This is a genomic window from Streptomyces sp. NPDC044704, assembly GCF_056433525.1.
In genome coordinates this window covers 113009-124861 of the sequence record NZ_JBWKGY010000001.1, presented here as the reverse complement: position 1 = coordinate 124861, position 11853 = coordinate 113009, and the positions used below count along the sequence as shown (strand labels likewise).

9 protein-coding genes are annotated in these 11853 nt (G+C 75.7%); 6 read left to right on the top strand and 3 right to left on the bottom strand.

Going from position 1 to position 11853, the window contains the following annotated elements:
* Window positions 1-31: 31 nt before the first annotated feature.
* Entirely contained in the window at window positions 32-571 is a 540-nt protein-coding gene (locus tag AC07B0_RS00535) for an HXXEE domain-containing protein (RefSeq protein ID WP_356871974.1), read from the bottom strand.
* Window positions 572-640: 69 nt separating this feature from the next.
* Between AC07B0_RS00535 and AC07B0_RS00530 the strand changes: the two genes are divergently transcribed.
* From AC07B0_RS00530 to AC07B0_RS00515, 4 genes are all read left to right on the top strand, one after another.
* Window positions 641-2026, top strand: coding sequence for a sensor histidine kinase (locus AC07B0_RS00530; protein ID WP_356871976.1), 1386 nt, complete (start codon window positions 641-643; stop codon window positions 2024-2026).
* Window positions 2023-2703, top strand: a complete 681-nt coding sequence (locus tag AC07B0_RS00525; RefSeq protein WP_356871978.1) for a response regulator transcription factor — start codon at window positions 2023-2025, stop codon at window positions 2701-2703. Before AC07B0_RS00530 ends, AC07B0_RS00525 begins: the two co-directional genes overlap by 4 nt.
* A 125-nt stretch (window positions 2704-2828) precedes the next feature.
* Window positions 2829-3872, top strand: coding sequence for an alpha/beta hydrolase (locus AC07B0_RS00520; RefSeq protein WP_478895995.1), 1044 nt, complete (start codon window positions 2829-2831; stop codon window positions 3870-3872).
* Window positions 3869-5086 carry an acyltransferase family protein gene (locus tag AC07B0_RS00515; RefSeq protein ID WP_478895993.1) on the top strand — a complete coding sequence of 406 codons (1218 nt, stop codon included), beginning with the start codon at window positions 3869-3871 and terminating at the stop codon, window positions 5084-5086. Before AC07B0_RS00520 ends, AC07B0_RS00515 begins: the two co-directional genes overlap by 4 nt.
* A 300-nt stretch (window positions 5087-5386) precedes the next feature.
* Here the strand turns inward: AC07B0_RS00515 and AC07B0_RS00510 are convergent, their stop codons facing one another.
* A complete protein-coding gene (locus AC07B0_RS00510; RefSeq protein ID WP_356871984.1) occupies window positions 5387-5809 on the bottom strand; it encodes a DUF350 domain-containing protein in 423 nt (140 codons plus the stop codon).
* Window positions 5810-5911: 102 nt separating this feature from the next.
* On the opposite strand from AC07B0_RS00510, the gene AC07B0_RS00505 reads away from it, so the two are divergent.
* Window positions 5912-7783 (top strand): GNAT family N-acetyltransferase, encoded by a 1872-nt coding sequence (locus AC07B0_RS00505; RefSeq protein ID WP_478895991.1) that lies wholly within the window; start codon window positions 5912-5914, stop codon window positions 7781-7783.
* Here AC07B0_RS00505 and AC07B0_RS00500 read toward each other — a convergent pair.
* On the bottom strand, window positions 7738-9768 hold the full coding sequence (locus tag AC07B0_RS00500; protein ID WP_478895989.1) for an AMP-binding protein: 2031 nt from the start codon (window positions 9766-9768) through the stop codon (window positions 7738-7740). The genes AC07B0_RS00505 and AC07B0_RS00500 overlap by 46 nt on opposite strands.
* 149 nt (window positions 9769-9917) lie before the next feature.
* Here AC07B0_RS00500 and AC07B0_RS00495 point away from each other — a divergent pair, with 149 nt between their 5' ends.
* Window positions 9918-11819 carry an ABC transporter ATP-binding protein gene (locus AC07B0_RS00495; protein ID WP_467291895.1) on the top strand — a complete coding sequence of 634 codons (1902 nt, stop codon included), beginning with the start codon at window positions 9918-9920 and terminating at the stop codon, window positions 11817-11819.
* Window positions 11820-11853: the final 34 nt, after the last annotated feature.

Below are 11853 nucleotides of genomic sequence, written 5' to 3'. Positions count from 1 at the left end.
GGGCCCGCCGGGGGAACGAGGACCCGGGCCGTCACTTCCCCCGGAGGCGGCGTGCGACGGCGTGCGACCCGGCGGTGGCCGCGGCGGCGAGGCCGAGGCCGAGCGCCAGGTCCCGTACCCGGGTGGGACGCAGTACCCCGGCGCGGCGCAGCCGGCCCCGGGCCCAGAGGGTGAAGGGGACGACCACGAGCGGGGAGGTCGCCGCGCCGGGGGTGTAGCCGCGGGCCGCGGCGGCCTGGGCGAGGTGGACCAGGCCGTGGAGGCCGAAGCCGTCGAGGGCGCACTGGTAGAAGGCGGAGCGCCCGCCCGTGCGGTGGCCGTCGGCGGCGGCGGCCGCGACGACGGCGCCCATGACGGCGACGGCGGTGGCGAACTCCCGGCCGTCGACATCGGTGACGGCGCGCCACACGCGGTCGGGGACGCCGGGATGGCGGGCGCGCAGGACCGGTACCCGGGTCCGGGACCAGCGGGCCATGGTGGCGACTTCCTCCAGGTCGTGCACCGCCCAGGCGGCGAGCAGTCCGAAGGTGGCGAGGGCGAGGGCCGGTGCGTCCGGCGTGTCGGCGTTCACAAGGCGACAGTCTGCAACAGGGGACGACGTGGGCCGTCGCGGGCCCCCGGCGCATAGGCTGGGCCGATCATGAGCCTCAGAGTCCGTTCACGTGACCGTGGCGCCGAGGGCGGCCGCGTCCCCGGCCGTGCCCGTACCGGCCGCCGGAAGCCCGGTGCGCTGGCCCAGCTGTCGCTGGTGCTGCGCACGCCCGCCCGGGCGGGCGAGCCGCTGTTCGCGCGGGCGCCCTCGCGCTGGCAGCGGATGCTGCCGTACCTGGTCGTCGGCGTGTTCGTGGTGACGCTGATACCGGTGACGATCGCCGTACTGGTCAACGACTACGCGCTGGCCGGCGGCTGGGCGGGGGCGCTGGGCGTGGCGCAGACCGTGCCGCTGCTGCTGGCGGTGACCCGGCCGATGGCGGCGTGGGGCATCGTGCTCGCCGCCGACGTGGCCGGTGCCGTGCTGCTCATCGGCGCCGACCGGGTGGCCGGGCACGCGTGGCCGTGGCCGCCGATGGTGGTGGTGGGTTACCTGGCGCTGATGGTCTGCCTGGGGCTGCGCGAGTCCATCCGGACGCTGGTCCAGGTGTGGCTGGTGACGGGTGCGGCCGGGGTCGTGCTCGGCTTCTTCGACCCGGACGGGGTGACCAACACCGCCGCCCTGCTGTTCGTGCTGGCCGGAGCCCTGCTGGCGCTGACCGGGGCGCTGCGCGGGCTGGGTGACGCGCAGCAACGGATCGCCGAGCAGGAGAGCATCAGCGAGGCGGAGCGGGCCCGGCGGACGCTGCTGGAGGAACGGGCGCGGATCGCGCGGGAGTTGCACGACGTGGTGGCCCACCACATGTCGGTGATCACCGTGCAGGCCGATTCCGCGCCGTACCGGCTGCCCGGCATGGCGGAGCCGGTGCGCGAGGAGTTCGAGGCGATCGCCGCCAGTGCGCGCGAATCGCTGGGCGAGATGCGGCGGTTGCTGACGGTGCTGCGCGGTGACGGTGCGGGCGGCGCGGCCGGCGGTGACGGAGAGCGGGCTCCGCAGCCGGGGATCGGCAGGCTCCAGCAGCTGGTGGAGGCGACCGTACGGGCCGGGCAGCCGGTGGAGCTGTCGCTGGCCGCCGGTGCGGGCGAGGGGGTGCCGCCGGCGGTGGACCTGTCGGCGTACCGGATCGTCCAGGAGGCCCTCGCCAACGTGGTGCGGCACGCGCCGGGGGCGCGGACCCGGGTGTCGGTGTCCCGTGACTCCGGGGAGGTGCTGGTGCTGGTGGTCAACGGGCCGGCCCGGGACACCGTGGTGGAGCTGGAGGGTTCGGGCACGGGGCACGGTCTGGTCGGGATGCGCGAGCGCGTACGGTTGACCGGCGGCACGCTGGACACCGGGCCGCTGCCCGACGGGGGCTTCCGGGTGGCCGCCCGGCTGCCGCTGGACGGCGGGGCGGACGCACCCGGCGTGAACGAGACGAGCGAGGACAGCAGTTGACCATCCGCGTGATCATCGTCGACGACCAGGCCATGGTGCGGGCGGGGTTCGCCGCGCTGTTGTCGGCGCAGGCCGACATCGACGTGGTGGGCGAGGCCGCCGACGGGCGCCAGGGCGTCCAGGTCTCGCGCACGGTGCACCCCGACGTGGTGCTGATGGACGTACGGATGCCCGAGCTCGACGGGCTCTCGGCGGCCCGCGAGCTGCTCGATCCGCCGCCCGGGGTGGTGCACCGGCCGAAGGTGCTGATGCTGACCACCTTCGACATCGACGACTACGTCTACGAGGCGCTGCGCGCGGGCGCGTCCGGGTTCCTGCTGAAGGACGCCCCGCCGGCGGATCTGATCGCGGCGGTCCGGGTGGTCGCCTCGGGCGAGGCGCTGCTGGCCCCCTCGGTGACCCGGCGGCTGATCGCGGACTTCGTCCGGCAGCGGCCGGCCCCGCGCAAGGACCCGGCGCTGCGCCTGAACGGGCTGACGCCGCGTGAGACCGAGGTGCTGGAGCTCATCGCGCGCGGCCTGTCGAACCAGGAGATCGCCGCCCATCTGGTGCTGGCGGAGCAGACGGTGAAGACGCACATCGGGCGCGTGCTCGGCAAGCTGGACCTGCGCGACCGTGCCCAGGCGGTCATCTTCGCGTACGAGGCCGGTCTGGTGCGGCCCGGCGACTCGGCCTGACCGCGAGCGGTTCCTCTCCTCCACCCCCTACCGGGGTATGACATCCGGGTTGGCTCCCCGGTGCGACGTGCCGCCGGGTACCTCCTTCCTACCTTCCTCCTCGTCACGAGGAGAGGAGAAGGGGCATGCGCCGCTTCGCAAGGACCATGGGGGCGGCCGCGCTGGCCCTGGCCGTCGTCGGGGGAACCGCCGGCTGGGCCGCGGGGGACAGCCAGGCCGTGGTCACCGGGCCGCCTCCGGGCACCGCCGCCTGGCGGGCCGACAGCTCGGCGGGGCGGCCCCTGCCGGACCCGCAGACGGCCCCGCCGGCCGAGGTCGCCCGGTTCTTCGCCGGCCTGGACGGGACCCGCCGGCAGGAACTCCTGCGCGCTCACCCGCTGGTGGTCGGCAATCTGGAGGGGGCGCCCCTCCCCCTGCGGTACGAGGCCAACCGGTTGGCCGTCATCGCCACGGGCGAGGCCAGGTACGCCTCCCTCGCCGCTCAGGGCCGCCGGATCCTGGCCTTCGACCCGCGGGGGCGGGGCCAGGTCGCCGAGGTGTTCGGGGACCTGGAGCACGCGGCGCACGTCTCGGTGATCGTGCCGGGGTCCGACAACGACGCGACCTCCCACGACGCCCCGCGCACACCGGCCACCGGCCCGGCCGGCATGGCGAAGTCCCTGCGGGCGGCGACGGGCGGCCGGGGCGCCGTCATCGCGTGGACCGGCTACACCACGCCGGTCGGGGTCGGCCTGGACGCGGCGGGCGGCCGGCTCGCCGAGGCCGGCGCGGTCCGGCTGGCCCGGTTCACCGCCGGGCTGGACGCGGTCGGCGCCCCCGACCCGGTGCTGTTCTGCCACAGCTACGGCTCGGTGGTGTGCGGGCTGGCCGCCCGCCACACCGACGCCTCCGACATCGTGGTGTTCGGGTCGCCCGGGATGCGGGCCGGCCACGTCAGCGCCCTGCGCACCGGCGCCCGCGTCTGGGCCGCGCGCGGCCCGTCCGACTGGATCGCCGACGTTCCGAACGTCGAGGTCGGCGGGATCGGCCACGGCGCCGACCCCGCCTCCCCCGCCTTCGGTGCCCGCCGGGTCCCCGCGGCCGACGTCCAGGGCCACACCGGCTACTTCGCCCCGGGCACGCGCTCCCTGGCCGCCTTCGCCACGATCGCGAAGGGGGAGTCCCGATGAACGCGACCCTCGTGCGCGGGGCGGCCGAACGGATCGACCGGCGGACCCCGGCCCACCGCGACCGGGCCGTCGACGGGCTGCGCGCACTCGCGCTGCTGGCGGTGCCGACCGGGCACTGGCTGCTCGGCGGCTTCACCGTGGACGCCGGGGGCGGACTGCACAACGCGAGCCCCCTCGCGTCGTTCGGCGGGCTCGCCCCGGCGAGCTGGGTGCTCCAGATGCTCGGTGTCTTCTTCCTCGTCGGCGGCTACGCCTCCGTCCTCTCCTTCCGGCGGCGCCCGGGTTCCACCCGTGCCTGGCTGAAGGGGCGGATCGTCCGGCTGGGGCGGCCGGTGCTCGGGGTGACGGCGGTGTGGGCGCTGGCCGCGCCCCTGCTGTACGCGGCGGGGGTCCCTGAGGCCACCTTGCGGACCGGGGCCACGCTGGTGGTCCAGCCCCTGTGGTTCGTCGGGGTGTACGTCGTCGTGACCGCGCTGACCCCGTACTGCGTGCGGGCCGCGCACCGGCTCGGGGGGTGGGCGGCGGCCCCGCTGCTCGGTTCGGTCGCGGTGGTGGACTACCTGCGCTACGGGCCGTTCGCCGAGGCGGTGCCGTCCTGGCTGTCGGTGCTGAACGTGCTGCCGGGCTGGCTGTTCGCGTACCAGCTGGGCGTGTCCTGGGGCGAGCGGCGCATCGGACGGCGCGGGGCGTGGCTGCTGCTGGCGGGAGGGGCCGCGCTGTTCGCCGTCCTGCTGGTGGTCTTCCACTACCCGGCGTCGATGGTCGGGGTGCCGGGTGAGGCACGCACCAACTCGCACCCGCCGTCGTTGCTGGTGCTGGCGCTGGCCTCGGCGCAGTCGGGGGCCGCGATCCTGCTGCGGGACCGGCTGGCGCGGCTGCTGGCCCGGCCGCTGCTGTGGGCTCCGGTGGTGGTGGTCAACCTGTGCGCGATGACGATCCTGTGCTGGCACCAGAGCGCCATGCTGGCGGCGGCCGTGCCCGCTTCGTTCGTGGGCGGGGTGGCCGGTCTGACGACGGCGCCCGTGACCGTGGGGTGGATCGCCGCGCGGCTGGCGTGGATGCCGCTGTTCGCGGTGCTGCTGGTGGTCATCGCCCGGTACGCGCGCCGGTTCGAGGAGCCGCCCGCGGACGGCCGGGGGGCTTCGCCGGCCCGCAAGGCCGTGGCGGGGGTGCTGGCGGCGGGGTTCGCGGTGTTCGCCCTGGGCCTCGCCTAGGGCCTGTCGTCAAACTCCCGTCTGCCCCGCGACGCCTGGCACGCGCTCTCGCCGCACCGGGCGAAAGCCAAGTACGTCCAGTACGCGGGCTTCCGCCCGGCGCACCGAGAGCACGCACCAGACGCCGCAGGGCCGCCCTCCGGGCGACGACGGGAGTTTGACGACAGGCCCTAGGCGCACGGCCCGGGATGCCCGGACGGCGGCCGGGGCACGCGCCCCGGTGGACGGCGAGAGCGCCGCTCCCTGTGGGGGGCGGCGCTCTCGTCAGGTGCGGTGCCGGGTGCCGTCCCGGCCGCCGGGTCAGGCGATGGAGGCCGCCACGATGGCGGCGACCGCGAGGTTGCAGCAGGCCGTGACCCAGACGGCCGGGTGCGGCTCCGGGTCGACGACGATGGCGCCGAGCTTGCCCGGGGTGACCAGGTCCAGCACCAGGAAGGCCACCGCCATCAGGATCAGGCCGAGCAGGCCGAACGCTGCGGTGGACAGCAGGCCCTTGCCGAAGTCGTCGTACGTGGTCCAGATGGAGGTGAAGACGATGCCGCCGATGCCGAGGAGCGCGGAGCTGAGCAGGAGGGCGGCGTTGCGGTTGCGTTCCTCCCAGATCTGCTTCGGGAGCTTCCCGGGCGTCAGCACGTCCACCAGGACGATGCCGAGGATCAGCAGCACCAGGCCGAGGGCGCCGAACGCGCTGGTCCGGCCAAGTCCGTTGATGATGTCGCTCATTGAGAAGCCTGTCTCCGGGGTGGGTAGGAAGGGTGGCGTACCTGCCGTGGGCTGGCCGAATCTATCGCACGGCCCGGCGGTGGACCATGGGGAGGTCAGGAAATGGCAAAGGTCAGGGCCGCGCGGGCCGGGGAGGCGCCGGAGCTGACCGCGCTGGTGCTGCGTTCCAAGGCGTACTGGGGGTACGACGCGGAGTTCCTGGCCGCGTGCGCACCGGGGTTGCGGATCGGCGGCGGGGAGGTGGCGGCCCGGCGGATCGTGGTGGCGGAGGACGAGCGCGGGCGGGTGCTGGGCCTCGCGTCCCTGGAAGATCCGGAGGAACCAGAGCAACCAGAGCAACCAGAGGAGCCGGAGCAGGTGGTTCCCGAAGGGGCGGGCCCGGGGCCGCGGGCGCGGCTCGGGCTGCTGTTCGTGGAGCCGGCCGCCATCGGCCGGGGCGTCGGGCGGCTCCTGTACCGGGAGGCGGTGCGCCGGGCGGCCGCCCTCGGGGTGCGCAGGCTGCTCGTCGACGCCGATCCGCACGCGGTGGGCTTCTACCGGGCGATGGGCGCGGTGCCCTCGGGCCGCTCCCCCGACGGTCTGGTCCGTTTCGAGGTCGCTCCGGTGCCGCTGCCGGGCTGGGCGCGGGCCTGGACGGGCGGGGCGCCGGCCGTCCACGTGGGCAACGTGGCCGAGTTCAACGCGCAGTTCCGTGACCCGTCGCTGGACGCGGGGCAGCGCGCCGCCCACCACTACGCCTGCCTGGCCGCCTTCTACAGCCCCTGCCCGGCGGTGCTGGTGCTGCCCCGGGCGGTGCCGGCGGGCTGGGTCCGCCTGGTCGGCCGGCAGCTGGACTGGGGGCCGGAGGTGGAGGTGTACGACGGTCTGGCCGAGCGGGGTCCCGGCCTGTCGGAGGCCGTACGGGCCCGGCCGGTGCTCGCCCGGCGGGTGACCGGGCGGGGGCTGCCCCTCGTCCCGTGGGGGCGGACGGCGGGGTTCGCCCGGCTGGCTGGCCTGCCGTGGCGGCCCGAGGAGCTGCGGTACGAGTCCAAGTCGGCGGCGCACGCCCTGTTCGGCCGGATCCTGGCGGGCGGAGGGCATCCGGGGATCGCGCTGCCCACGCAGTGGCGGGCCGGAAACCGCTGGACGGCTCGGCGGCTGCTGGCGGCGCGGGCCCGGGCGGGCGAGAGCACCGTTCTCAAATCGGAGCACGGTGTCGGGGGTTCGGGCACGACGGTGGTGACGCCCGCCCGGGTGCGGGAGGCGGGCGGGCCCCGGGCGGTGCTGCGCGGGCTGCCGCGGGGGCCGCTGCTGGTGGAGGAGTACGTACCCGGTCCGGCAGGAGCGGACGCGGGGCCGCGGGACCTCACCTACGACGGGTTCGTGGACGACGCCGGCCGGGTGCACGAGGTGGGCGCGGCGGTGATGGACGTGGCCGACGGCGCCTACCGGGGCGCGACGGTCGGGCCCGGTGTGGTGCCCGGGCGGCTGGAGGGGCCGCTGCTGACGTTCGGGCGGGCGGTGGGCCGGGAGCTGGCCGGCTCCGGGTACCGGGGCTGGTTCGACGTGGACTTCGTCGCCGACGCGGCGGGCCGGCTGGCGCCGACCGAGACCAACCTGCGGCTCACCGGCCCGTCGGTCGCCTTCATGGTGGCGGCGCGGCTCGACCAGCTCCGTGGTGCGGGGCACCTGGTACGGATCGTCGACCGGGTGGGGCTGGGGGCCCGGCTGCCGGACGCGCAGTTGGAGGAGTTGTGTGCCGGCCTGGCGCGGGAATGCGCGGAGCTGGGCGCGGTGTTCGTCCCGGCCGTCCCGACGGCGGCGTTCGATCCGGCGCCCTGGTTCGGGGTGCTGGTCGCCGCGCGCGAGGCGGGGGTGCTGGACGCGGCCGACGCGCTGGTGCGGGCGCGGGCCCTCGCGGTCGGCGAGGGCTTCGCCCCGGCGGGGGTTCAGTCGTCGAAGTCGAAGGGGTCGGCCGGTTTCCGGGTGACGTAGTAGGCCACGACGGCGGCGGCTGCCATCAGGGGGACGTTGAAGAGGTAGACGAGGGCGGCCTGGCGCGCCCAGTCCTGTTTGGCCGCCAGCCGGTAGAGGTTGTCCTGCGGCCACCAGGAGACCAGCAGGTACACGATCGCGAGGTGGGCGGCCTTGGTCAGGGCCGGGCCGCGGCGCTGGGCGAGCATCCCCCGGCGGCCGTTGAACAGGAACATCACCCCGAGGCCGAAGGCCAGGCACTCGAACAGGTAGAGCAGTCCGAAGAAGAAGGCCCAGGGGGCGGGGACGCCGGTGAGGTCGGTCGATCCGGGCCACAGGAGGTTCGTGAGGATCAGGGCGACCAAACCGGTCGCGAGGGACCCGCAGCCGACGGCCCACGCCGACGACCCGTCACCGGTACCCGCCGCGGAGTACTTGGCGGTGCCCGTGCGCGCCCCGTACCCGGACGGGGTCGGGGCGAGGAGGAGCGGCGGCTTCGGCACGCGGGCCCGGTCCTCCTGGCCGCCCCGGGTGCGGGGCAGGGCGCGCAGGCGGATCACGGCGCGCGGCACCAGACCGGCCGGCACCTTGTCCCCGAGGTGGCCGCGGAGTTCCTCGACCTCCGGCAGGGCGCCGCCCGGGGGCCAGGGCGGCGCCCCGTGGGGCGGGGTGACGTAGGCGACGAGCCGTGGTGCGCCCCTGCCGCCGGTGACGGCCGCCACGACGGCCGAGCCGACGAGCGGGTGGGTGCGGACCGCGGATTCCAGCGCGTGGGGGTCGACGGGCCGGCCGTCGAGGTCGAAGCGGTCACGGATGCGGCCGCCGAATTCCAGCAGTCCGTCCGGGCGCAGGCGCCCGAGGTCACCGGTGGGAAACGCGTCGCCGCCGCCGGGCGGGGTGAGGTGGATCTCCCCGTCGCGTACGTGGACGTCACAGCCGGGGAAGGGGGTGCCCAGCAGGGCGAGCCGCTCGGGGTCGTCGAGCGGGCGGGGCAGCTGCGGCAGTTCGAACCGGGTGCCGTTGCCCGCGCACTCGGCGTGGCCGTAGACGTTCAGGACGCGGGTGCCGGGACGCAGCGCGGCCTGGAGGGCGCAGTGGTCGTCGAGGTGGAGGCGGTCCCCGGTGACGGCGACGAGCCGCAGCGGTCCGGTGCCGGTGGTGGGGCGGGACTGCGCGGGGACGGCCGCCCGGTCGGGGTCGGGCAGCAGGCCGAGTGCGCCGGCCGGGTCGGTGTGCAGCACGCTGACCCGTTCGGCGGCGACGGTCCGCAGCACGTCCCCGGGCTCCCGGGAGGGGTCGTCCGGGGGCAGCACGAGGGACCCGCCGGAGCACAGGGCCCGGGTCCAGCCGGCGGCGAAGGCGGTGACGTCGGGGCCGCAGGTGAACAGGTGCCGGTCCTCGGGGGTGAGCCGGGCGACCTCGGCCCAGCCCTCGTGGGCGGCGAGCAGCAGCGCGTGGCCGACGCGGACCGGCCGCGGCGAGGCCGAGCCGGTGAACAGCACCGCGGCCGGTGCGTCCTGCGGGGATCCGGGATCCGGGGCGGGGCGGGCCGGCGGATGACCGGGCCGTTCGGCGATCCGGGCCGCCTCCGCGTCCAGGAGCAGGGTTCGCGTGCCGTCTCCCCGGTCGAGGCGGGCGTGGTGGGCGGTGTGGGTGAGCAGCAGGTCCGGCGACAGACCGGCGAGCAGGCGCCCGGCCGCGTGCGGGTCCCCGGCGTCGAGGAGGGCGTAGGTCCCGCCGGCCTTGAGGACGGCGAGGAGGGCGACGAGGAGGTCGGGCCGGAGGGTGGTGGCGACGGCCACCAGGGGGCGGTCGGGCAGGCCCAGCGCGAGGAGGTGGTGGGCCAGCCGGTTGGCGCGCGCGTCGAGTTCCGCGTACGCGAGGCCGTCCGGGCCGGCGCGGAGGGCGCGGGCGTCCGGGGTGTCCCGGGCCCAGCGTTCGAAGCGTTCGAGGACCGTGTCGAGGGCGGGCCTGCCGGGTCGGGCGGACTGCGGTGCCTGCGTCATGTCCCGATGATGGCACCGCGGGCGGAGCCGCACGAGGGACCGGAGCACCCGCGAAAGCGCTTTCCCCGGACGGGAGTTGAGCGCCCGTGCGGGTGGTCCGGCCACGAACCCTTGACCTGAAGTTATCTTGAGGTTTTAGCGTGTGGGTCATGGACATGGAAGTCACGGCGTGGACCTCGCTCCACAGCGCGCTCAACGCCCAGCAGGACCGGCGCCCCTTCAACCGCACCAGTCTTCGCCGCATCGCGGTCTTCGCCCGCCCGCACCGGGGCGGGCTGGTCCTCTTCCTGCTGCTCAGTGTGGTGGGGGCGCTGCTCGCGGTGGCGACGCCGCTGCTGGCCAGCCGGATCGTGGACGCCGTCGTGGACGGCGGCGACGGCGGGGTGGTGACCCGGCTGGCCCTGCTCATCGCGGTCATCGCGGTCGCGGAGGCGGGCCTCGGCCTGCTGACCCGCAAGCTCTCCGCCACGCTCGGCGAGGGCCTGATCCTCGACCTGCGGACGGCGGTGTTCGACCACGTCCAGCGGATGCCGGTCGCGTTCTTCACCCGGACCCGGACGGGCGCGCTCGTCAGCCGCCTCAACAACGACGTGATCGGCGCCCAGCGGGCCTTCAGCAACACCCTGTCCGGGGTGGTCGCCAACACGGTTACCCTGCTGCTGACCCTGGTGGTGATGCTCGGCATCTCCTGGCAGATCACCCTGCTGGCACTGGTGCTGCTGCCGGTGTTCGTGCTGCCGGCCCGCAGGATGGGCGTGCGGATGGCGGGCATGCAGCGGGAGGCCTCGACGCTGAACGCCGCGATGGGCACGCAGATGACCGAGCGCTTCTCCGCCCCCGGCGCCACCCTCGTCAAGCTCTTCGGCCGGCCGGCGGACGAGTCCGCCGAGTTCGCGGCCCGCGCGGCCCGGGTGCGGGACATCGGCATCCGTACGGCGATGGCCCAGTCGGCCTTCATCACCGCCCTGACGCTGGTCTCCGCCCTCGCACTCGCCCTCGTGTACGGGCTCGGCGGCTACTACGCCCTGCGCGGGACCCTGGACGCCGGTTCCGTCGTCGCCCTCGCGCTGCTCCTGACCCGGCTGTACGCCCCGCTGACGGCCCTGGCCGGGGCCCGCGTCGAGGTGATGAGCGCCATGGTCAGCTTCGAGCGGGTCTTCGAGATCCTCGACCTGAAGCCGCTGATCTCCCAGAAGCCGGACGCCCGCCGGGTGCCCGAGGGGCCGGTGGCCGTGGAGTTCGACGGGGTCTCCTTCGGCTACCCGTCGGCCGACAAGGTCTCCCTCGCCTCCCTGGAGGAGGTCGCCACCCTCGACTCGCGGGGCGGCACCGAGGTGCTGCACGGGGTGTCCTTCCGCGCCGAGCCCGGCCAGATGGTCGCCCTCGTCGGCTCCTCCGGCGCCGGCAAGTCCACGATCGCCCAGCTGCTGCCGCGGCTGTACGACGCGGACGCGGGCGCGGTGCGCCTCGGCGGGATCGACGTACGGGACCTCACGGCCGACTCCATCCGCGACACCCTCGGCATGGTCACCCAGGACGGCCACCTCTTCCACGAGTCGGTTCGGGCGAACCTGCTGCTGGCCCGGCCGGACGCCACGGAGGAGGAGGTGTGGGAGGCCCTGCGCCGCTCCCGGCTGGACGGGCTCGTCGCCTCGCTCCCCGACGGTCTGGACACCGTCGTGGGCGAGCGCGGCTACCGGCTCTCGGGCGGGGAACGCCAGCGGCTGACGATCGCCCGGCTGCTGCTGGCCCGCCAGCGGGTGGTGATCCTCGACGAGGCGACCGCCCACCTGGACTCCACCTCGGAGGCGGCCGTCCAGGAGGCCCTGGCCGAGGCCCTGAGCGGGCGGACGGCCGTGGTGATCGCGCACCGGCTGTCGACCGTGCAGGCGGCCGACCTGATCCTGGTGGTGGAGGACGGCCGGATCGTGGAACGCGGCACGCACACCGAGCTGCTGGCCGCGGGCGGCCGGTACGAGGAGCTCTACCGGACCCAGTTCGCGGCGGCCGGCCGCGCCCCGGGCGGCGCCGTGGCACCCTCGGGAGCATGATGGCCGCGGGGCCCGGCCCGGGCCCTTGCCGATC

What these genes read in the sequence shown, in the direction of transcription:
- AC07B0_RS00530 (WP_356871976.1), top strand. Translation starts at nt 641, where the DNA reads ATGAGCCTCAGAGTCCGTTCACGTGACCGTGGCGCCGAGGGCGGCCGC.
- AC07B0_RS00520 (WP_478895995.1), top strand. Translation starts at nt 2,829, where the DNA reads ATGCGCCGCTTCGCAAGGACCATGGGGGCGGCCGCGCTGGCCCTGGCC.
- AC07B0_RS00515 (WP_478895993.1), top strand. Translation starts at nt 3,869, where the DNA reads ATGAACGCGACCCTCGTGCGCGGGGCGGCCGAACGGATCGACCGGCGG.
- AC07B0_RS00510 (WP_356871984.1), bottom strand. Translation starts at nt 5,809, where the DNA reads ATGAGCGACATCATCAACGGACTTGGCCGGACCAGCGCGTTCGGCGCC.
- AC07B0_RS00505 (WP_478895991.1), top strand. Translation starts at nt 5,912, where the DNA reads ATGGCAAAGGTCAGGGCCGCGCGGGCCGGGGAGGCGCCGGAGCTGACC.
- AC07B0_RS00500 (WP_478895989.1), bottom strand. Translation starts at nt 9,768, where the DNA reads ATGACGCAGGCACCGCAGTCCGCCCGACCCGGCAGGCCCGCCCTCGAC.
- AC07B0_RS00495 (WP_467291895.1), top strand. Translation starts at nt 9,918, where the DNA reads ATGGACATGGAAGTCACGGCGTGGACCTCGCTCCACAGCGCGCTCAAC.